The organism is Enterococcus raffinosus (genome assembly GCF_019175485.1).
Classification (GTDB): domain Bacteria; phylum Bacillota; class Bacilli; order Lactobacillales; family Enterococcaceae; genus Enterococcus_A; species Enterococcus_A raffinosus.
The window spans coordinates 1,189,723-1,209,582 of the sequence record NZ_CP072888.1; the positions used below are offsets into that span (position 1 = coordinate 1,189,723).

General features: G+C 37.3%; 18 protein-coding genes. 13 read left to right on the forward strand and 5 right to left on the reverse strand.

Features of this window, described 5'->3' with window-relative positions; genetic code table 11:
- The first annotated feature begins 205 nt into the window (after positions 1–205).
- The gene (locus J9537_RS05855) at positions 206–1,663 is read left to right on the forward strand and encodes an amidase (protein ID WP_218257065.1); all 1,458 of its coding nucleotides are present in this window, start codon (positions 206–208) and stop codon (positions 1,661–1,663) included.
- A gap of 104 nt (positions 1,664–1,767) precedes the next feature.
- Positions 1,768–2,958, forward strand: coding sequence for an amidohydrolase family protein (locus J9537_RS05860; protein ID WP_218257066.1), 1,191 nt, complete (start codon positions 1,768–1,770; stop codon positions 2,956–2,958).
- A gap of 44 nt (positions 2,959–3,002) precedes the next feature.
- On the opposite strand, the gene rnhC is transcribed toward J9537_RS05860, so the two are convergent.
- Complete coding sequence (gene rnhC / locus J9537_RS05865) at positions 3,003–3,905, reverse strand: ribonuclease HIII (protein WP_218257067.1); 903 nt, start codon at positions 3,903–3,905, stop codon at positions 3,003–3,005.
- A gap of 134 nt (positions 3,906–4,039) precedes the next feature.
- On the opposite strand from rnhC, the gene zapA reads away from it, so the two are divergent.
- The 4 genes from zapA (at position 4,040) to trxA (ending at position 7,886) form a co-directional block, all read left to right on the forward strand.
- Positions 4,040–4,474: a cell division protein ZapA gene (zapA, locus tag J9537_RS05870; RefSeq protein ID WP_010744487.1), complete on the forward strand. Its 435-nt coding sequence runs from the start codon at positions 4,040–4,042 to the stop codon at positions 4,472–4,474.
- Between the two features lie 12 nt (positions 4,475–4,486).
- The gene (locus J9537_RS05875; RefSeq protein ID WP_218257068.1) at positions 4,487–5,035 is read left to right on the forward strand and encodes a CvpA family protein; all 549 of its coding nucleotides are present in this window, start codon (positions 4,487–4,489) and stop codon (positions 5,033–5,035) included.
- Positions 5,036–5,095: 60 nt separating this feature from the next.
- Positions 5,096–7,456, forward strand: a complete 2,361-nt coding sequence (locus J9537_RS05880; RefSeq protein ID WP_218257069.1) for an endonuclease MutS2 — start codon at positions 5,096–5,098, stop codon at positions 7,454–7,456.
- A 115-nt stretch (positions 7,457–7,571) separates the two neighbouring features.
- Complete coding sequence (gene trxA / locus J9537_RS05885; protein ID WP_010744490.1) at positions 7,572–7,886, forward strand: thioredoxin; 315 nt, start codon at positions 7,572–7,574, stop codon at positions 7,884–7,886.
- Between the two features lie 73 nt (positions 7,887–7,959).
- Here trxA and J9537_RS05890 read toward each other — a convergent pair whose 3' ends face one another.
- On the reverse strand, positions 7,960–9,261 hold the full coding sequence (locus J9537_RS05890; RefSeq protein ID WP_002302440.1) for an ISL3 family transposase: 1,302 nt from the start codon (positions 9,259–9,261) through the stop codon (positions 7,960–7,962).
- 368 nt (positions 9,262–9,629) lie between these two features.
- Between J9537_RS05890 and uvrC the strand changes: the two genes are divergently transcribed.
- From uvrC to J9537_RS05925, 7 genes are all read left to right on the forward strand, one after another.
- Positions 9,630–11,405, forward strand: a complete 1,776-nt coding sequence (gene uvrC, locus J9537_RS05895; protein WP_010744491.1) for an excinuclease ABC subunit UvrC — start codon at positions 9,630–9,632, stop codon at positions 11,403–11,405.
- A gap of 88 nt (positions 11,406–11,493) precedes the next feature.
- On the forward strand, positions 11,494–11,700 hold the full coding sequence (locus J9537_RS05900) for a helix-turn-helix transcriptional regulator (protein ID WP_010744492.1): 207 nt from the start codon (positions 11,494–11,496) through the stop codon (positions 11,698–11,700).
- On the forward strand, positions 11,697–12,161 hold the full coding sequence (locus J9537_RS05905; RefSeq protein ID WP_010744493.1) for a hypothetical protein: 465 nt from the start codon (positions 11,697–11,699) through the stop codon (positions 12,159–12,161). The genes J9537_RS05900 and J9537_RS05905 overlap by 4 nt, the downstream gene beginning before the upstream one ends.
- Positions 12,162–12,172: 11 nt before the next feature.
- On the forward strand, positions 12,173–13,072 hold the full coding sequence (locus J9537_RS05910) for an ABC transporter ATP-binding protein (protein WP_218257070.1): 900 nt from the start codon (positions 12,173–12,175) through the stop codon (positions 13,070–13,072).
- Positions 13,065–14,324: an ABC transporter permease gene (locus tag J9537_RS05915; RefSeq protein WP_218257071.1), complete on the forward strand. Its 1,260-nt coding sequence runs from the start codon at positions 13,065–13,067 to the stop codon at positions 14,322–14,324. The genes J9537_RS05910 and J9537_RS05915 overlap by 8 nt, the downstream gene beginning before the upstream one ends.
- A gap of 65 nt (positions 14,325–14,389) precedes the next feature.
- Positions 14,390–15,205 (forward strand): aldo/keto reductase, encoded by an 816-nt coding sequence (locus J9537_RS05920; protein WP_218257072.1) that lies wholly within the window; start codon positions 14,390–14,392, stop codon positions 15,203–15,205.
- Positions 15,206–15,398: 193 nt separating this feature from the next.
- Positions 15,399–16,847, forward strand: a complete 1,449-nt coding sequence (locus J9537_RS05925) for an alanine/glycine:cation symporter family protein (protein ID WP_218257073.1) — start codon at positions 15,399–15,401, stop codon at positions 16,845–16,847.
- A 45-nt stretch (positions 16,848–16,892) separates the two neighbouring features.
- Here the strand turns inward: J9537_RS05925 and J9537_RS05930 are convergent, their stop codons facing one another.
- The 3 genes from J9537_RS05930 to J9537_RS05940 all read right to left on the reverse strand — a co-directional run bounded on the left by J9537_RS05930 (position 16,893) and on the right by J9537_RS05940 (position 19,723).
- Complete coding sequence (locus J9537_RS05930; protein WP_218257074.1) at positions 16,893–18,164, reverse strand: ABC transporter permease; 1,272 nt, start codon at positions 18,162–18,164, stop codon at positions 16,893–16,895.
- Position 18,165: 1 nt separating this feature from the next.
- On the reverse strand, positions 18,166–18,843 hold the full coding sequence (locus tag J9537_RS05935; protein WP_218257075.1) for an ABC transporter ATP-binding protein: 678 nt from the start codon (positions 18,841–18,843) through the stop codon (positions 18,166–18,168).
- A gap of 157 nt (positions 18,844–19,000) precedes the next feature.
- Positions 19,001–19,723, reverse strand: a complete 723-nt coding sequence (locus J9537_RS05940; RefSeq protein WP_218257076.1) for a gamma-glutamyl-gamma-aminobutyrate hydrolase family protein — start codon at positions 19,721–19,723, stop codon at positions 19,001–19,003.
- Positions 19,724–19,860 lie beyond the last annotated feature (137 nt).

The window sequence follows — 19,860 nt, forward strand, 5'->3', positions numbered from 1 at the left end:
AGAACTCACAAAACAATGTGGGTTCTTATTTAGTCTAAGTTTCAATCAGCGGTGATGACTTTCTAACACAACCATCATCAGCAAGTGTTAATATAGAATGATTGAATTCAGTGGTTTATTCATCTACCTATTTCTAAGAATCAGCTGCTAGTATTATCCAAAAAAATTTGTGATAATAAATAAAACATAAAATGAGGTGTCGCTAATGAAAGATGGTTTGTATTGGGCAGAATTGCTGCGAAAAAAAGAAATAAGCTTTCAAGAATTATTAATGAAATTTGAAGAAAGGGTTCTTAAGCAAAATTCAGCTCTAAATGCCTTTGTAACGATAATGGACCAAGAGGCACTTAAAGAATATGAAAAACTAGATAATATTTTGGACCGTCCATTTGCTGGTCTACCGATCCCATTAAAAATGTTGGGGCAAGAAAAGAAAGGGTGGCTAAGCACATCAGGTTCTAAGTTATTACGAGAACATCATGCAAGTCATAGTAGTAATTTTACTAATCAATTGGTAGCAAATGGCTTGATCCCTTTTGCTCAAACAAATACACCTGAATTTGGGTTTAAAAATATTACAGATACTCAAATTTATGGTTCTGCCAAAAATCCATGGAATCTTGACTATTATTCTGGCGGTTCTAGTGGAGGTGCAGCTAGTGCTGTGGCTTCAGGGATTGTTCCGATTGCAGGAGCAAGCGACGGCGGCGGTTCCATCCGAATCCCTGCCTCGTTTTGCGGGTTGATTGGGTTAAAGCCTACTCGAGGAGTGATGCCAGTTGGTCCAAGCGGATGGCGTGGCTGGCAAGGAGCGGCAATCGATTTTGCATTAACTGTTTCAATGCGTGATACGGAGAAACTCTTCTATGGAATGCGCAGTATCCATAGTGCAGCACCCTATCAGGCTCCTGAAAGAGCTTGGCAACATTTTCAAGCAGCACATGGAAAGAAACTGCGAATAGCAGTCATTATTGATTCTCCAATCGATTCGCCAGTTTCTGATGAAGCAATCAAAGCAGTGGAGCAAGCACGGGATTTCTTATCGGAAAAGGGACATCAAGTAGAAATGATTTCGTATCCAGTAAATGGAAATGAGATAATCACCAGTTATTACTCAATGAACGGTGCAGAAACTGCGGCGATGTTTTCAGAGATCGAAAAAGGCATGAAACGACCGGTTGAAAAGAATGATATGGAATTGATGACGTGGGGAATTTATCAATATGGCAAAAAAATTCCAGCTAGTCATTTTGTAAATGCCTTGAATCAATGGGATTACGCTGCTTTTAAAATGGAAGAATTATTTACGAAATATGATCTGCTCTTGACCCCAACGACTGCGGAGACCGCGCCTAAGTTGAGTGATCATTTAGTAAGCGATGAGGTTCGGGATGCACTTGAAGCAGCAGCTACGCTAACGGAGTCGGAACTTCTTCATTTAATTGATCGCATGTTCGAGAAGAGTTTACAAATTACCCCTTATACTCAGTTAGCAAATTTAACAGGTCAACCGGCAATTAGTTTACCGACGCATGTGACCTCAGAAGGCTTACCCCTAGGTATTCAATTCACGGCTGCGCGGGGACGGGAAGATTTATTGCTGCAGGTTGGAAAAGTATTCGAAGTAGAATATGGATTTAAATTACCAGAGTATTATCAATAAAAATATAGTTAGTCAAAGGAGCCCTTAAAATTGTCTATCCTTTTTAAGGGTTCTTTTGTTACACTTAATTATGTTAATGAAAACGTTTTTTTGGAGGGGTAGAGATGATTTTATTAAAGGCAAAAAAAGTAATCACTGGTGATGGGAAGACAATCATTGAAGACGGTGGTGTTGTTTTTGAAAATGACACGATTAAGGCTGTAGGAAAGGCAGAAAAATTATCTGCAGAATTTCCACAGGCCGAAATCCGAGATTATGGCAACGGGACTATTTTACCAGGGTTGATGGATGCCCATATCCACCTTGGCTATTATTGGACGCAGCCAGATTTGCATCGATACAATGATTTTATGATTGCCTATTATGCACAAAAGCAAGCAGAAACGTGTTTGGCTAAGGGAGTCACAACGATTCGTGATTGTTGTGGGCCGCAATTTTTATTAGAAACACTTCGACTAGCCGCTGAGAAAGGATTTGTTAAAGCCCCACGTATATTACATACCGATCGAGGAATATGCATAACTGGAGGTCATGGTCACGAAGATGGTATTGAAGAGGTTGATGGTGTTGAAAATATACGGCATACGATTCGACGTCAAAAGAAAGATGGAGCCGATTGGATTAAGTTATTAACGACAAATCGTGACGACATTTGTGAGTTTACACAAGAGGAGTTAAATGCATGCGTTGCCGAAGCACACCGTCTTGGATTGAAATGTGTGGTACATTCAGGAACGCAACCAGGGATTCAGATGTGTATTGATGCGGGGTTTGATACGATTGAGCATGGAAATTTTTTAACTGTTGAGCAAGCAAAACAAATGGCGAAGAATCACCAATCATGGACTCCGACAATGTTTGCGTACCATTTTCTTGCAGAATACAATCAAAAGGTTCAAGAAGTTGGCATTGATCATTCAAATCAATCAACCGAAACGTATTCACATCATTTGGATTTTTTCGAAAGTTCGGTTCAGGCTTACTCAGAAAACTTCAAAGCAATTTACGATGAGGGAGTAACCATCTTAGCTGGAACGGACATGGTAATGCTTGAAGCACCAAGTGTCCCGATTGTAGAAGAGCTAGAATTGATGGTGCGATATGGTTTATCGCCAATCGAAGCTATTCAGACGGCTACGCAAAATCCAGCGAAAATTTTTGATTTATCTCATCTTACTGGTGAATTGAAAAGCGGCTTACAAGCAGATATCCTGGTAGTTACTGGTGACGCTGCTTCCGACATTGAGGCACTCCGGAATGTTCAGCAAGTCTATCTTGCAGGAACAGAAGTCTAAAATTACCCGTCAAAATGGTTGCGCATTTTGACGGGCAAAGCCCATTAAACTAATTTTTTCGCTTTCTCTGTATTAGCGAAATGGAGTTTAACATATTTACTTAATAATTCGGTTCCTCCTTGACGTATCAGATCAGCGGCTAACTCATCAGAAGGTTTGCCTGCACCTGAAGGAACTTTTCTTCCGAGTTCAACAGAAGCTTTGTCTAATTCTTCAAGGAAGCTTGCACGACTGATGATTGAAGCAGCTGCCACAGCTAGATGATATTGTTCACCTTTAGTGACAAAATAGATTTTTTGATTAACACGCTGTGCTTCTTGTTTAACATACTTCATGTAATTGGCTTCTGAAGTAAATTGGTCAATTAGTATTGCATCAGGTTTAACTGGCTCAATCTCTTCTAGTAATATACGAATGGCTTGATTGTGTAAAGCAACCTTCATGCGTACCGCATTATATTTTGGTTGAATCTCATTGTATTTTTCTGGATTAACAACTAGTAATTTGTATGGGATCAGCTTTTTAATAGTAATTGCCATTTTACGAATTTGATCATCAGTCAGCATTTTTGAATCTTTCACGCCGAGTTTCTTTAAGGGGGAAAGGTGTTCTTTGTCTACATATGCTGCACAGACACATAGGGGGCCGAAGTAGCTGCCGTTTCCAACTTCATCACTGCCGAGAACGGATAGCGATGAAAAGTTTTCGGGCAGACTGGTGCTTTTCTTTACTGTTGATGATTCTGATTTCCCCCATTTTGCGGCCTCCTGTTCAGCATTGCTTCCTTGAAACAATACTTTTCCAGAGGTGTAGGCGGTGATGCTTGTGCCATTCTTTTTTGCTGAAAACTCACTATAGGGGGCTTTTTTGTTTAGCAAGTAATCAGTGTAATAGGATTTCAGCTTTTGGATTTCAGTTTTTGATAGTTTTAAAACAGTAGAACTCATAAATTTTTCTCTTTTCTTTAAGTTAATTGGCTTTTAATTGATGAAAGTTGTACATATGAAAGGTTTTAGCATATAATATATTAGTATTTTTAAAACTGAGTAAATAAAAAATTGTATTAGGAAGGTTGATCGATATGGCGCAAAATCGCTATAAGGCAATCGTTGCCGGTCAGACTTATACTATCATTGGACAAGAATCCAAGCAACATATGGATATGGTTACCGCTTTGGTCAATGAGCAGTTAAATGAGATCATGTCATTATCCCCTGAAATCACACAAGAAAAAGCTGCGATGTTGCTAGCGATAAATGCGATCTCAGATCAATTAAAAAAACAAGAAGCGTTAATGAAACTGGAAAAGCAGCAGTATACGCTTGATGGACAAGCTGCACATAATTTGGAATTAGAAAATCGCATTAAGAAAATTGAAGCAATTGAAGCCGAAGCCAAAGAAATTATGCGGAAAAATGGAAAAGAAAATGTTCCAATCCGGAATCACGTTGAAGCACAACAGATTGTTAATGAAAATCGAAAACGTGAGATTCAAAAAAGAGCGGCAAATAAATAAGTGAGGGATACTATGTTAACATTGGTAATTTTATTTGCACTACTGCTATCTTTTTATGTGGGTTATCGACGTGGCGCAGCTTATCAGATAGTGTTTACTGTTGGATATTTACTATCATTTATCGTTGCACGGATGTATTATCAACAATTAGGTTCTCATCTAGACCTATTTGTTCCCTATCCATCCGTTACGAGTAATTCTAAAATGATTTATTATTCAGTTGAACAAGCATTTAATCTGGACAAGGCCTTTTATGCTGGAGTTGCATTCGTTATGATTTTAATAGCCGGATGGTTAGTGACACATTTAATTGCAATCTTCTTTAAAGATTTGTTGTTTAAGGTGATCATTCCTCAGTATGATGGCATTGTTGCTGGAATTTTACAATTGATTGTTTGTTATGTGTCTATTTTTTTGATTTTGAAATTAGTCAGCTTCGTACCGATGGCCTTAATTCAAAATCAGTTAGAGGGTAGTTGGTATGCTCGCTTTATGGTTGAGCATTCACTATTTTTAAGTTCTCATTTTGATAACTTATGGGTGACAAAAATTATTGGATAAAGTAAAAACCGGGACGCTGTTTGACAGGTTTCGGTTTATTTATGTATAGAAGGTGAAAAAATGAATGAACGCATTCTAAAAACATTAGAATTTGACCAAGTAATGAAAATGATTCAGCAACACTTAACGACGGAGCAAGGTGAGGAAGAAATCCGACAATTAACGCCTTCTAGCGATGAAGATATTGTTCAAGCTTGGTTGGATGAAACAGAAGATGGAATGAAAGTCCAACGACTGCGGGGTGGGCTGCCGATTCCTAAATTAAATAATATTAAGCCGCATATGAAACGAATTGAGATCGGTGCGAATCTTAATGGATTAGAATTAGCTGAGGTTTCTCGTGTTCTGTCAACAACTAGTGAACTTGTTCGTTTTATTGAAGATTTAAAAGACAGTGAATTAGAATTTCTACGAATTTATTTTTGGGAAGAGCAATTGACGACTCTACCAGAATTAAGTGGCAAATTACGTCGTTCTATAGAAGAAGATGGAAGAGTTCGAGACGAGGCTTCATCAGAACTGCGTGCTATCCGAAATCAGATTCGTCGGAGTGAGCAAACAATTCGTGAGCAATTAGACGGCTTGATTCGTGGAAAAAACGCGAAATACTTAAGTGACAGTCTTATTACCATGCGGAATGACCGCTATGTTATTCCTGTAAAGCAAGAGTATCGCGGTATTTTTGGCGGAGTTGTTCATGATCAAAGCGCTTCAGGTCAAACACTTTTTATGGAACCTAAGCAAGTTGTTGAATTAAATAATCGATTACGTCAACAGCAAATTGCTGAGAGAACAGAGATTGAACGAATTTTAGCTGAACTATCCGCTGAGTTAGTTGCTCCACGTAAAGATATTTTACACAATGCTTATGTTCTCGGACGTTTTGATTTAATGAATGCAAAAGCACGATTTGCCAAAACTTTAAAGGCAGTTGTTCCAACTATCAATAAAGAAAACCATGTTTTCTTTAAGCAGGCTCGACATCCATTATTGGATCAGGAAAAAGCGGTGGCAAATGATCTGATGATTGGAGAAGACTTTCAAGCTGTCGTAATTACTGGACCAAATACGGGTGGGAAGACCATTTCCTTAAAAACACTTGGCCTTTTACAATTGATGGGGCAAGCAGGCTTGCCAATCCCTGTCGCAGAAGAAAGTGAAATGGGCATTTTCGAGGAAGTTTTTGCAGATATAGGTGATGAACAATCTATTGAACAAAGTTTATCGACGTTCTCTTCTCATATGACAAATATTGTATCAATACTAGATAAGATTGACGAACATAGTTTAGTACTTTTTGATGAACTTGGGGCTGGAACAGACCCACAAGAAGGAGCTGCTTTAGCGATTGCGATCTTAGATGCAGTTGGTGCGAAATCAGCATATGTGATGGCGACGACCCACTATCCTGAGCTGAAAATTTATGGCTATAATCGTTCAAACACAATTAATGCAAGCATGGAGTTCGATGTGGATACACTAAGTCCAACTTACCGTTTATTGATTGGGGTACCCGGACGAAGCAATGCTTTTGAAATTTCTCGACGACTTGGCTTGGATCCTTTGGTGATCGAAAGTGCGAAACAAATTATCGATGAGGAAAGCCAAGATTTAAATGAAATGATTTCGGATTTAGAAAATCAACGTAAAGCTACAGAGACGGAATACCTAGAAATTAGACACTATGTAGAGGAGTCTGAGAGACTTTATCGTGATTTGAAAAACGCTTATACGTATTTCTTTGATGAGCGTGAGAAGGAAATGGAAAAAGCGCGCAAAGAAGCAAATAAGCTTGTTACAGAAGCAGAAGAAAAAGCTGAAAAAATTATTAAAGATATTCGTCAAATGCAGTTGGATGGTCAAGGAACGATAAAAGAACACCAATTGATTGATGCAAAGTCACAACTAGCTGACTTAAAACAAGATGAGCAATTAAAGAAAAATAAGGTTTTACAAAAAGCGAAGGCAAAGAAACAGTTCAAGCCAAATGATGAAGTGATCGTAGAAACGTATGGTCAGCGCGGAACGTTAATTCAAAAGGTTGGAAATAATGAGTGGCAAGTTCAACTAGGAATTTTGAAAATGACTGTTTCCGAAGACGATATGACATTAACTACACCTGTTGAAGAACCGAAACAACGTGTAGTCACAGGCGTGCAACGCGGAGCCAGTGCTCGTGTGAAACCAGAATTGGATTTGCGAGGCAAACGGTACGAAGAAGCCCTGGCCGAAGTTGATCAATATATTGATGCGGCGCTTTTAGCGAATTTTGCTCAAGTGAGAATCATTCATGGAAAAGGTACTGGTGCTTTACGTAAAGGTATTACAGATTATCTCAAAAATAATCGTAATGTTCAGAGCTTTGAATTTGCTCCGGCGAATCAAGGCGGAAGCGGTGCAACTGTAGTTACTTTTAAATAGTTTACAAGTGTAAGCAGAAGAGTAGCGAAGAAAATGCGACCGTGATATACTACTTTTAGTAAGAAAAAGAAATACCTGTTTTTATGGTATTCGATTTATAATAGGAGGAATTCAAATGTCACAAGTAGTTACTGATAAAACTTTTAACGAAGAAACAGATAACGGTCTTGTTTTAATCGACTTTTGGGCAACCTGGTGTGGTCCTTGTCGCATGCAAGCACCGATCTTAGAACAATTATCCGAAGAATACGACGAAGATGAATTCAGAGTTGTAAAAATGGATGTAGATGAGAATCCTGAAACTCCAGCATCATTTGGAATCATGAGCATTCCAACGCTTGTATTGAAAAAAGATGGACAAGTTGTTGACAAAGTTATTGGTGTTCACACAAAGGATCAATTAAAAGAGCTTATCCAAGCTCACATGTAAGAAAATGGGCTCTTTGTCAAATAGGACTGATAGAGTGAGATAAGAACATCTAAGGTAGAATTCCTTTTCTACTTTAGATGTTTTTTGATTCATAGGTAATCAGATTATTTAGTAAGAAAATTCTGGTCTTCATTTTCCGAAAGCTTCGAAAGCCATAAGCGACTCGTTTCAATGCTTTGATGTGGGTATGCAGATTTTCTATTTTGGCATTTGAATAAGGCAATTCGAGGGCTAAACGAATGCCGGATTCATAGTTTATAAAAGCTTTTTTTATAGAATGCAGTTCTTTTGGAACGGAATTGGGCATCGTTCTTACAAGTTTAAAGAAAGTGTCCGCCTCTTTGTCGTGAAACGCTTGAAGAATTTCTTGATAGTAAAAATAGGCGATTCGTAATTCGTCAGAGATCGAAAGCAGACGATCCACCACTTCACTTTCGGTGAGATACGCCCAACCAAAATTGCGCCATTTGGTCCATTTGTCATAAACAAGCTTGTCCTGTCGTTTGATCAGAAGCCGAGACAACGCCTTTAATTGTCGATAATATTTGGCTTGTGTTGGATCGTTTCGATCAAAGCTTTTCATGATTCGTACGCGAATATCCTCAAATTTACGAATGAGATGTTTGACAATGTGAAAACGATCCACAACGAGTTTTGCCTTTGGAAAACATTCCTTTATCAGAGAGGCATAAGAAACATTCATGTCCGTCACGATGACCTTTACCTTCAATCGTGCGCGTCGTTCAAATTGCATAAAATAAGAAACGAGAGCCTTTTTCTTCCGTGAAGGAAGAATATCCAGTAATTTTCCAGTATCGCCATCCATACAAGAAAAGGAGTAGGGACCGACTTGATTTTTCAGTGAACGAAATTCATCCATTAATAAACAACGCGGTAACCAATTTCTTTTTACTTTTGTCATGGGGATCAGAGAAGCGAGTGTCCGAGAAACGGTCGACCAAGAAACTCCGCAATGCTTAGCGATTGTCGTCATTGCTTGTTTTTCCGTTAGCTCTTCTAAAATTTTATAGCGCACTTGTTTAGCGATAAAGCAGTTTCTATCGACAATGTAGGTATTCGCCGTAAAATAGGTGTGGCAGCCACGACAGTGGTAGCGTTGTTTCGCTAAAGCAAGATAAGTCAGTTGGTTCGCACATTTATTAAGTTGAATGAGCGATTTTTTCTTTCCGTTCTTAACGATCATGCCTTCATGATTCATCTGTTTACACAAAGGACAGCGACGAATTTCTTTACTTAACGTCGCAGAAACAACAAGACTCTTGATATTCTTAATGCTCTTCGATTCCACATTTGTGATGAAAATGTTTTTATCTTTGATTCCAAGTAGTAGTTTGATATGATGAAGATCAGGCATACAGAACGCTCCTTTGCTTGTGTTGTGGTGATTCAATTCTAACGGAGCTTCTGTATGTTTTGTTTTTTCATGCTCAAAAAGGACCGATAGAATGATTTTCTATCAGTCCTAGAAATTATAGAGCCAGAAAATGAGCTGGACGTTATGTCCAGCTTTTTTCAATTTAATTTTTACGTTTTTATTCGTACTAAAGGATTGATTTTACTATAAGCTGTTTAGTAGGATAGTATGCATGATAAGAATATAAGTAGCTATGTAGCTACCCTAGAGTTTTGAACGTTTAGATTAATGTAGGAATAAACCTTGGTAACAATCAGATTATTAAAGAGGATTGTTTAACTATAGGCAGCTTTGGAGGATAGCAACTTATGAATGAACGAATAAAAAATAAATTAGCACTATTACCAGATCAACCTGGCTGCTATTTGATGAAAGATAAAAATGGGACGATTATTTACGTAGGAAAGGCTAAAATTTTAAAAAATCGTGTTCGTTCTTACTTTACAGGTAGTCATAACACTAAGACGGAGCGACTAGTCAGTGAGATTGTGGATTTTGAATATATTGTGACAGAATCAAATATCGAAGCATTGTTGCTTGAAATTAATCTAATCAAAAAAAATGATCCTAAGTACAATATTATGTTGAAGGATGACAAGACGTATCCTTTTTTAAAAATTACAAATGAAAAATATCCGCGATTAATGATTACTCGTAAGGTTTTAAAGGATAAAGCTCATTATTTTGGTCCCTATCCTGATGTAAATGCCGCAAATGAAACAAAGAAATTATTGGATCGACTTTTTCCACTGAGAAAATGCAAGCCATCACAGAAAACTCCTTGTCTCTATTATCATTTAGGACAATGCTTGTGTCCCTACGCGTTTCACGTTGATCCTCAAGTTTACAAAGATATGGTAGAAGAGATAAAGAATTTCTTGAATGGCGGACACACAGAGATTCAAGATCAAATAAAAGAGAAGATGAATCAAGCAGCAGCAGACATGGAGTTTGAAAAAGCTGCGGAATATCGGGATCAAATCAGAGCGATTGAAACAGTTATGACGAAGCAGAAAATGACGAATACGGATTTAGTCGATCGTGATATATTCGGTTATGCTACTGACAAAGGGTGGATGTGTGTTCAGGTTTTCTTTGTACGTCAAGGAAAGTTGATCGAACGGGATGTTTCGATGTTTCCTTTTTACAACGATGCAGAGGAAGATTTTCTTACATATATCGGTCAGTTTTATCAGGAGAATGAGCATTTTATTCCAAAAGAGGTATTGATTCCCGATAATATCGATAAAGTAAGTGTGGAAGCAATGTTAGACACAAAAGTTCTGCAGCCACAACGTGGTGACAAGAAAAAACTTGTTAAGTTGGCGGGAAAAAATGCACAAGTAGCTTTAAATGAAAAATTTGATTTAATTGGCCGCAGTGAAGCTCGAACAATCGGTGCGGTGGAAAAATTGGGTGATGCTATGAATATTCCAGCTCCTATTCGTATTGAAGCCTTTGATAATTCAAATATTATGGGGACGGATCCAGTTTCAGCAATGGTTGTCTTTATTGATGGGAAACCAGCTAAAAAAGAATATCGTAAGTATAAAATTAAAACAGTCAAGGGCCCCGATGACTATGCTTCAATGCGAGAGGTTATTTATCGGCGTTATTCACGTGTTCTGAAAGAAGGTCTACCTTTTCCAGATCTTATTGTGATTGATGGGGGAAAAGGCCAAGTAGATGTAGCAAAAGATGTGTTAGCCAATCAATTAGGGATAGATATTCCCATTGCTGGTTTAGCAAAGGATGATAAGCACAAAACAAGTGAACTACTTTTTGGACCAGAATTGAATGTCGTTCCGTTAGAGCGCAACTCTCAGGAATTTTTCCTGCTTCAACGAATTCAGGATGAAGTTCACCGTTTCGCCATCACCTTTCATAGACAATTACGAAGTAAAAACAGCTTTGCCTCTAAGCTGGATAATATTGATGGTCTCGGGCCGAAACGAAAAAAAATGCTGTTAAAGGAATTCAAATCATTAAAGAATATTCAAGCAGCCTCAATTGATGAACTACAAAAAGTAGGGTTACCAAAAGTAGTAGCTGAAAACACCTATAATGAATTGCAAAAGAAATAATGTATAGTACCCTTTACATTAAATGTAAAGGATGCTATACTTTTTTTGTATCATATGTAAAGCGCGCTATACATTGAGGGGGGATTATTTGCAAAATCGAATTCAAACCTTACGTAAAGAACGTAAGCTGACCCAAAATGAGTTGGCGAATTATCTAGAAGTAACGCGACAAACCATTATTTCTTTAGAGAACGGAAAATACAATGCTTCGTTAATTTTAGCCCATAAGATTTCCCGTTTTTTTGGCTTAACAATTGAAGAGGTGTTCATTTTCGATGAGGAGGACGAGGAATGAAAGAGCTATCCAAGGCAGACCGTGAATATGCAGAGAAATTACGAAAGCAGAGTAAAATTTATTTAGTGACGATTTTGTTTATGTTAAGTTGTTCTGGCATATTATTTGTTGGAACGAATTGGTATAAATTAAAAATAAGTGAACATGCTGTTGGATATTTGCTAGGTTTCTTTCTTTCAATAAGTGTTGCCTTCATTATTTTTATTTTTAGAAATCAACGTACAATACGTAACCCTGAAAAATTGAAACAACAACGGATTGCTAGAACGGATGAACGTAACCTAGAAATTTCAAATATGGCTTTAAAAGTAACTGCGTATATACTTGCGGTTGTTTTAGTAATGTTAAGTATGATTGGCAGCTTTATTTCAGAGAGTTTGATGATTACTGCGAGCAGCTTGCTTTATGTTTTTCTATTCAGCTATCTGATTTGTTGTCTTTATTTTAGAAAGAAATTATAAGGAGTGAAAAAATGTTAAAGGTTGAGAGTTTGAGTAAAAGTTTCGGATCATACAAAGCGTTAGATAATATGAATTTTACGATCGAAGATGGAAAGATTTTGGGATTGATTGGGCAGAATGGAGCAGGAAAAACTACAACATTTCGTTTAATTCTAGATTTCCTATCAAAAGATTCGGGGAGTGTTCTGTGGGATGGACATGAATTATCTGGTAACGACTATAACATCATTGGTTATTTGCCAGAAGAACGTGGGCTTTATCCCAAGGTTACAATTGAAAATCAGTTGCTTTTCTTTGCCTCATTGAGAGGAAAAAGCAAACAGGAAATAGCACCGAAAATTGATGAATGGATGGAAAAGTTTCAGGTCAAAGGGAAAAAAACAGATAAGGTAAAATCTTTATCGAAAGGGAATCAACAGAAGGTTCAATTAATTTCAACTCTGATTCATGAACCGAAGTTAGTCATTTTAGATGAACCATTCAGTGGGTTAGATCCGGTGAACGCTGAATTACTAAAGAATGGCATTATTGAACTAAAAGAGAAGGGATCTTGCGTTATATTTTCTAGTCATAATATGGATAACGTAGAAAAAATTTGTGATCACCTGATTATGTTGAGAAATGGCGAAACTGTTCTAAATGGGAAGGTTCATGAAATCCGTGAGTCTTTTGGACGTAGTAAATTATATTTAGATTCTCATTTGAAAAAAGAGGACATAGAAGCCTTTGTTGGTGTGCATACTGTGATTCAAAAAGAGGATGGAAGTTTTGATATTACTTTGGAAAATCCAGATGCTGGACAAGACATCTTTAATCAAGCAACTAAAGACGGTTATATTCCAATGTTTAATCAACAACCGCCAACACTAGAAGAAATTTTTAAATGGAAAGCAGGTGCCGTAAATGAGTAAAATGGGGATTATTATAAAAGATGTTTATAAAAAGAATGTGAAATCAACCGCCTTCGTCATTATGATCCTTGCACCATTTTTAGTTATGGGCATTTTCTATTTATCACAACATTTCTTTGGAGATGCTAATGATATTAATAAAATTGGTATTGTCAGTGATCAGCCAGCAGTAACAGAACAATTAGCAAAAACAAAAAGTGAGGATTACAGCTTCAAAGTAATATCCTCCGATAAAAAAGCGCAAAAACAATTAGAAGATAAGAAGGTTGATGCTTATCTTGATCTTAAGATGAGTCAGGAGAATGTTTCAGGAAAGCTCTATAGTAAAGCTTCTCTAGGGACCTCGACTGAGACGCAGTTGCAGCAGATTTTAAGTTCAATGCAAGCGACTATTCGTGCCAATCAGTTAAATTTAACAACTGCACAAGTACAGAAGGTTATGGAGCCGGCAAAATTCGAATCTACTAAAGTGACTTTTGAGAATGGAAAGATGCAAAGTGATGGGGGAGATTCAGGAACCCAGTTTATTTTGAGTTTTTTAACTACTATCATTATGTTTGTGTTTATTATTAGTTATTCATCAATTATCGCTCAAGAAATTGCCTCAGAAAAAGGTACACGTATCATGGAAGTCCTACTGTCAAGTATGAAGGCAAAAACGCATTATTATGGGAAATTATTGGGTGTCTTGTTAGTGGCCTTAACCCAGTTATTAATTTATGGTGTAGCTGTCGTGTTTGGTTATCGACAATTCAAAGATGTTGCTATGGTAAAAGATCTTATCAATAACGTATCTATTAAATCGTTACTGGGAAGCGGTGCCTTGGCGATTATTGCCTTTATGTTGGTTGGGCTCTTTTTATACGCTGTTCTATCTGCCTTATGCGGCTCGTTAGTAAGCAAACCAGAGGATACTGCAAAAGCGATCCAACCAGTGATGTATCTTTCGATGATTGGTTATATGTTAGGTTTAATTCTAGGGACCTCTGATCCAACCAATGTAATCATCAAGGTTACTTCGTACATTCCATTTTTATCGTCGTACAGTATGCCGTTGCGTTTAGCATCAGGTACAGCCGCAATGTCCAGCGCATTTGTCTCTTTAGGAATTTTGATAGTCTTTACGATTTTACTGACACTTTTCTCAGCACAATTGTATAAGTCAAATGTCTTAGTCTATAGTGAAGGCGGAACGCTTAGTGCTTTAAAACAATCAATTTCTATTATGCAAAATGATCGGAAAAAGAAATAGACAAATTCGTTGAATCAAAGTCTTTCACAATAGAATTGAAACACAAACTAGAAGGAGGAAATTTGATGGATAAGATGAAGAAATTAGCAAATGGTCTCGAAATGCCTCGATTAGGTTTAGGTGTTTGGCGTGTGAATGATGATGATGCTACGAATTCTGTTAAATGGGCCATAAGTAATGGCTACCAACTGATTGATACAGCAGCAGTGTACAAAAATGAAAAAGGAGTTGGCGAGGGGATTCGTCAAGCTGGAGTGAACCGAGAAGATCTATTTATCACCACTAAGCTTTGGAATGTCGATCAAGGATATGAATCTGCTCATCAAGCGTTTAATGATAGTCTAGAGCGTTTAGGACTAGACTATGTAGATTTATATTTGATCCATTGGCCTGTTGAAGGAAAATTCAATGATTCTTGGCGAGCAATGGAAGAAATTTATGAGAGCGGTCGTGCTAAAGCAATTGGTGTCTCAAACTTCCATCAGCATCACATTGAAGAATTAATGACAACGGCAAAAATTAAACCAATGGTCAATCAAATTGAACTACATCCGACGTTAACACAAGTTCAGCTACGTGACTTTTTGTCTAAAGAAGATATTGCTATTGAAGCATGGTCGCCGCTAGGACAAGGTAAGATATTACAAAACGAAACACTTGTTGAGATTGGACAAAAATATGATAAAACTGCTGCACAGGTAATTATTCGCTGGCATCTGCAGAGTGATATCATTGTTATTCCAAAATCTGTTCATGAAAATCGTATCAAAGAAAATTTTGAAGTTTTTGATTTTGAACTGAGTGAAGAAGATATGAATCAAATAGATAGTTTAAATATTAATGAACGTCTTGGTGCCGATCCTGATAATTTTGATTTCTAATAAAGTTTTTAGAAGAAAAGAGACACGTATAACAGATATAATTCATATTTGTTATACGTGTTTTTTGTGTATTTTCCAATGAAAAATGCTGAATCTTTTCTGTCCATAAAAACAAGAATGAAAATTTTTTTAATTGAAAAAGAGTTTGTGAATTATTTTTATGATAGAATAACTAGAAAAAGGGAGGAATTTGATGGGTGATATTTTATTGAAAATTAATTCTGTGATTTGGGGAGCACCAATGATCGTCTTAATTTTAGGAATTGGTATTATTTTAACTGTTGGTTGCCGGATGATTCAAGTTCGTCGTTTGCCTCTTGCCCTGAAGTACATGGTGAAAAATGAAGAGGGTGGACAAGGAGATGTCACAAGTTTCCAAGCTTTATGTACAGCGCTATCAGCTACAATTGGTACAGGTAATATTGTAGGCGTTGCTACGGCAATTGTTGCGGGAGGTCCAGGTGCCCTGTTTTGGTTAGAATTAGCTGGCTTGTTAGGAATGTCTACAAAGTATGCAGAGGGGCTACTGGCGGTTAAATACCGTACGTTCGATGACCATGGAAAAGCACTAGGTGGTCCATTCTATTACATTGAAAATGGGTTGGGACAAAAGTGGAAGTGGCTAGCGAAGATGTTTGCCTTTTTTGGAGCAATTGCTGGACTAATTGGAATTGGTACAATTGCTCAAATTAATGGGATTACTTCAGCGGCAGAAACTTTTTTTGATCCTAATAAAGTGAATACGATTACCCTTTTTGGTACTGAATATTCATGGGCAGTTATTCTCACGGGTATTGTAGTGACAGTTCTTGTTGCTATTGTTCTAATTGGTGGTGTACAACGTATTGCAAGAGTGTCTGAGATTATTGTTCCTTTAATGATCGTCATTTATGTAGGACTTTGTTTGTTCATGATCATTGTGAATATCACAAAATTACCAGGAGTTATTATTGAAATTTTCCAAAGTGCATTTGGCTTACGCGCAGTTTCTGGTGGTGCAATGGGGGCAATGATGATCGCCATGCAAAAAGGGATTGCTCGAGGAATCTTTTCAAATGAATCTGGATTAGGTAGTGCGCCAATTGCGGCAGCAGCTGCACAGTCGAAAGAACCTGTACGACAAGGTTTAGTATCTATGACGGGTACTTTTATTGATACGTTAGTTGTTTGTAATATGACTGGTATGGCAATTATTCTTACAGGGGCATGGGAAACTGGTCTAGAGGGTTCCGCAGTGACGATTTTTGCCTTCTCAGAAGCATTACCAATTTCGCAAACCATTGCGTCTTTATTATTAATGACATGTTTAGCATTTTTTGCCTTTACCACGATTTTAGGCTGGAATTACTACTCGGAGCGTTGTTTAAGTTATTTGACTGGAGGGAACACGAAGTTTTCATCAGCATTTCGTCTGGTTTATATCTTAGCGGTATTTATTGGGCCGTATTTGACAGTTTCTGCGGTATGGACAATTGCCGATATTTTTAATGGATTAATGGCATTTCCAAATATCATTGCCCTGATTTTACTAAGTCCTGTGGTATTTAAAGAGACAAAATCCTATTTTGAACGTTTGTCTACAGGTGAAACGACTGATTTATCAACATTTTCAGTGTCAGAGACAACTATTGAAGATGACTAATAAAGAATAAAAAGAAGCTATAGCAAAAATTGCTATAGCTTCTTTTTATTCATAGCGTAAAGCGTTAATTGGATCTAGACGGGCTGCTCGATTTGCTGGAAAAGTTCCTGCTAAAAAAGCAATGAACATAATAATCACTAAAATGATCAGCATAGAAGGCCACGAAAATTGTAGCAGGGTTAAACCAGTTAATCCATCTAAAAAGGAGGTGGCAGCAAAATCATTTAGAAGACTCCCTGCAACGATAGCTCCAGCTATTCCGGTGATTCCTCCCCAAAAGCCAATTAAGAGTGCTTCGACGCTGAAAGTTAAGAAGACTTTTAGTCGTCCCATTCCCATCGCTTTCATCAAACCGATTTCACGTGTTCGATCTTGCACAGACATATATAAGGTGTTGATTATGCCAAAACTTGCAGCCAATAATGCGATTGCGCCAAATAGAGTGAGTACACCAGTAATAGCGTTAACTACTTGTCGTATCATGCCAATTTCATCTTCAACAGTCATTGAACTGAACCCTTTTTTAGACAAACGATTTTTTAATTGATCGATTTGTTTTTTTGATAAGTTTTTATCCATTGTTGCAAAAAGAGTACTGTACTTGCTCTTCATATTTTCAGGCAAACCATTTTCATTTATACTGACAATTTTATCAGACAATGCCTTGCTCATAATAGATTGTCCTTGTTGAATCAAACTAACATTTCGAACACCGACAATTGTTGCCTCAATAATTTCTTGTTCTCCAGTAGCTTGACTACTAACCGCAATGTTTATCTTTTTGTTTAGTGCAGACTTTGCATTTTTGAAGCCTAATGATTTTAGATACTCGGGTGCTAAGTTGATTTCATAATGTTCGTCGGAATTACTTACTTCACGACCAGACTCTAGATCAATAGAGATATCACTGACACTTACAGCAGAGAGTAAATATTTTTTTCCGTTATGCCGTTGAACATAATCTGTAGATAGAAAATGAAAAGGCTCAACCTTGCGGATTCCCTTTGTACTCTTGATCTTTTCAAGATCCTTTGTTGTTAAAAAATCTGCATCAGCACCCGCGCCCTTGTCAGGATTATACTCTTGAGGGTCCTCATTACCAGAACTCATTTGCGATTCAGGAAAAACCATTAATTGATCCTCTCCGCCAACTCCGCTTATTTGGCGATCAATGTAATCATTTACGCCATTATTCACACCAGTGGTTAGTGAGATTGTAAAGGCACCGATGAATATTGCGATAACTGTAAGTAGTGTTCGACCTTTGTTACGCCAAAGATTTGAGCTTGCAGATTTAAGTATGTCAATTAGTCTCATTTTACGCGCCCTCCAATAATTGACCATCTTTAATATGGATTTGACGATCACAGCGAGCTGCGAGTTCAGGGTCGTGAGTCACTATTATCAAGGTAATCCCTTTATTTTGATTCAAATTAAATAAAAGTTCTTCAATTTTTTCACCAGTAGTCGAATCTAAGTTTCCGGTGGGCTCATCAGCAAAAATAATTTCTGGTTGATTGACGATCGCACGTGCAATGCATACACGCTGTTTTTGCCCTCCTGATAAATCATTGGCCTTGTTATTGGCTTTATCACTGAGCTCGACCGCCTCTAATGCATTGATGGCCATTTCTTTTCGTTGACGACTAGAAAGCCCAGCTATTTTAAGCGGTAAGACAACGTTGGAAAGAACGGTATCTTTAGGGTTCATAAAGAATTGTTGGAAGACAAAGCCAAAGGTTTCATTTCTCATTTTATTCAGCGTTCGTTTATTAATCTTTTGTGTGTCTTGGTTTAATAAAGCTATTTTTCCGGAGCTCGGTCGATCAAGTAACGCAAGAATATGCATTAAGGTAGATTTACCTGAACCACTTTTACCAATAATCGCGATTGATTCTCCCTTTTTAATCGTGAAACTTATCCCTTTTAGTGCTTCAAAGGCTGCTGGTCCAGAACCGTACACCTTTTTCACATCATTTACTTCAATTGCATTCATTATTTTCCTCCTTTTAGCTAAAAAGCTATGAGATGATTCTCCCATAAGTGAAAACGAAAGAAATGGTACTAAAGTAGGATTTATTGATAAAAAGTAAGAAAATGTAAATAAATAAGGTTCAATCTCGGATTTGGAGATTGAACCTTATTTGCTGTTATTAAAATTCTTGAACGAAGAAATCGAATAGGCGTTGCTCTTTTACATCTTTTTTCTGAGTCAATTCAGGGTGCCACTGCACACCAAGAATTTTAGTATTTTTTTCACGACTTTCTACTGCTTCCACGATCCCATCCTGAGACCAAGCAATAGGCATAAGATTTTCTGCCAAATCTTTAATCGCTTGATGATGATAAGAGTTTACTTGTGCTTGTTCACCAAAAAGGGGAGCTAATGTTGAATCAGAGTTCACTGTGATTGAGTGAAGCCCGAAATCTGGTAAGGTGGGAAACATGTCATGTTTTACTTTCCAATCAGAATACTGTGAAAGATCTTGGTACAATGTTCCACCTAAAGTAACGTTCAGTAATTGGGTTCCACGGCAAATAGTAAAAATTGGTTTGTTTTGTTTGATGGCCTCTTTAATTAGTGCCATTTCGAAAGAATCTCGCTCGATACTTGTCGGACCTAATTTCGGATGAGGTTCTTCCCCGTAAAGAAATGGTGTGACATCTTGACCACCAGCAAGTAATAATTTATCAATAGAAGCAATATAATCCTTAGCAAGTTCAGGGTCACTGATTGGTAACAACATTGGGATACCTCCAGCTTGGTGTACACCATCAATAAAACCTTGTGGGGTGTAAGTAAATTGCTGATCAAAAAAATCTTGATTATTTTGATAATGCTGGTTTGCCGCTATTCCGATAATATTTTTTTTCATGACCGACCACTCCTTCTACATTACTTGATACCATAGTCAAAACTGAAAAAGCAAGTATTATGGTTTTTAAACTTTTTCTAATTTTTATTGAGTAAAACCCTACTATAAATAAAGCAGATTTTACTTGCTAAATATAT